Genomic DNA, 2,400 nt, shown 5'->3' on the forward strand with positions numbered 1-2,400 from the left:
CACCCGCCGGCATCTACAAGGTGCCAGTGAAAGCGATTGAATTTGTAGTATTGCATCTCATCAAGTAGTTGCTTGATGAAGTCTATGCTCATATAATGGCGGCTGACATCAAGCATTACGCCTCGGTAGTCCAATCGAGGAGCGTCTTGGATTTCCACCTCGGCAATTCCCTCATCTGTCACTAGCTGTCGGAGCGTTTGGATGGCATAGCCTACCGCCTCAGGGCTCCCTGCTGTAATGGTAACGCCATAGGTGAAGTTGCTCTCTAAGTGATAGGTGTTGTCCTCTAGTTGGTTGTCTATTGAAATAGCAACCGATGCCCCCTCATCATTGATGGTTAAGGCTAGCGTAGGGAGACCATGCTCTTGAAGTGTTGCATTGAGTTGCTCAGCTAGTAAGTCCCTATTTTCCACCTCCTTAGGTATGGATAGGGTATTGTGGTTGCCAAATGTGTAAGCTTTATTGCTGAGCCACTCTATCTGGTTGGGGAGTGGAATGAGTGCTGGTTGCTCTTCTAGTTCATGGGTCGTCGCTTGATTGCAAGCGGTGAAGCTTAGAAGAGAAATCAATAGTCCAAGGTAAAGGAACCTAAAGGGTGTATTCATCTTTCTACCTCCTCTCCCTCTGTCTCAGTAAATCTAGTGACATACTCTTGAATGCCCTCGATGAGAGGTTCGTTATTTCTATCTCCAATGTAGCCACAGAGTCTCACTTCGTTTTCCTGAAGGTCGAGGTCATCTTCCCTGGTAGCTATTTTAATATCGTACTTCTCCCAAAGGAATGCGGATAATTCGCTCACGGTGCCAACATTTAGTCTAATCATAAAGTAGGGAGTGGAGCCATAAATAACTTCAATACCGTAGATGCTATCCAGCTTTTCGGCAAGTTGCATTGAGTCCCTTAACCACTTGCGGATAGGGATGGTAAACTGTGCAGGGTGAAGTAGTATAAAACGGGTTGCTTCAAGTGCCAAGGAGCCTACACAGCGAGGGGTGTAATTCTGCTTGAAGTGTTTCATCTTATCAGCAGTTGAGACTGCATATCCTACCCGCATGCCTGGGATATTATAAGCTCTTGAAAAGGAGCTCACCACAATGAGATTAGGGTATTTCTTGATATCGCTAGCTTTGATATTATCCTCCACCACGTAGCTAGCCATTGAGAGGTCTATTACTACATTGACCTCAGGGTGTTCACGGAGTAGTGAAAGTAAGGCTCTGCGACTGAAAAAGCGCCCATCGGGGTTGTTGGGATTGCATATCCAAAGGTAATCGATCCCCGCGAGGTTTAGCTTGCCAAGATCTTTGACGTCGTGTGCTTCCTTGATGATGTGCTCGGCACGCTCAAGTGCATGGCGGAACTCCTGATTGGTAGGGGGTAAGATAAGTGAGGTAGCACCTTTTGAGATGCTCGCCACTAAATGAAGTGCTCCGGTAGCGCCATCGGTGACAATTACTTGGTCCTCTTTTACCTCAAGGCGGCGAGAGAGCAATCGCACGATCGACTCCGCCTCGCGCTCGGGATACTCCTCCACAAGATGGATATTCTCTACTAAATGCTCCTTGAGATTGCCCAGCTCGGCACCTTTCCATGAAATAGAGCCAAAGTCGTATACCTGACTATCTCTCTTCTGTACTTCCTTATCTTTCTTCTGCATAATCCTTATTATATGTACTTATAACGATCTATCAATAAAATAACTTGGACCCTGACTATCCAATCACTTTACAAACTTAATCATTTTCCACCATATTAAGAGTTACTGCCCATTATCCAAGGCACCAAAGTAGGCGAAAAAAAGGGGATAATTAATGTATTGTGGAAATAAATCGTAATTGATAGCGGTTTTCCTTGGTAGTCTACTTTTTTAAGTTTATCTTTGTACCTAGTAATTTTCACAACTAATACCTACTTTTAATTAACTCTGATTATGTGGTTAACAAAATCATCTATTGGTAGAAAGGTGGTGATGAGTGTGTCGGGTCTATTTTTGATCTTCTTCCTCCTATTTCATGGAACGATGAACTTGGTGGCAGTATTTTCAAAATCGGGCTATGACCTTATCACTGAGTTTCTAGGCACGAATGCTGTCGTGCAGTTTATGGTGCCAGTGCTGGCACTAGGTGTCATTATCCATATTGTGTATGCTTGTATTCTGACACTTCAGAATCGTAAGGCACGTGGTAATGACCGATATGATAAGACTGGCAGGAGCGATGTCCAATGGGCAGCGAAGAATATGTTCGTGCTTGGTCTGATCATCGTTATCGGCATTGCTTTACACCTAACTCACTTTTGGGATAAGATGCAGCTGAAGGAGTGGATGGGTCATGAGCCAGCGAATGGCTTTGAACTGATCCAGTATTACTTCTCTAACATTTGGTATGTGGTCATGTACCT

Annotated in this window: 3 protein-coding genes; 1 reads left to right on the plus strand and 2 read right to left on the minus strand. The window is 44.5% G+C overall.

Features of this window, described 5'->3' with window-relative positions:
• Both QVO39_RS07310 and QVO39_RS07315 read right to left on the minus strand, forming a co-directional pair.
• Positions 1-605: family 20 glycosylhydrolase (locus tag QVO39_RS07310; protein ID WP_288171912.1), on the minus strand; the 605-nt coding region annotated here is incomplete at its 3' end.
• The gene (locus QVO39_RS07315) at positions 602-1,657 is read right to left on the minus strand and encodes an aminotransferase class I/II-fold pyridoxal phosphate-dependent enzyme (RefSeq protein WP_021903627.1); all 1,056 of its coding nucleotides are present in this window, start codon (positions 1,655-1,657) and stop codon (positions 602-604) included. The genes QVO39_RS07315 and QVO39_RS07310, both read right to left, overlap by 4 nt.
• 273 nt (positions 1,658-1,930) lie before the next feature.
• Here QVO39_RS07315 and QVO39_RS07320 point away from each other — a divergent pair.
• On the plus strand, positions 1,931-2,400 hold a 470-nt coding region (locus tag QVO39_RS07320), incomplete at its 3' end, for a succinate dehydrogenase (RefSeq protein WP_288171913.1).

It is taken from the genome of Porphyromonas sp. CAG:1061 (assembly GCF_000435035.1).
GTDB classification, from domain to species: Bacteria; Bacteroidota; Bacteroidia; order Bacteroidales; family Porphyromonadaceae; genus Porphyromonas_A; species Porphyromonas_A somerae.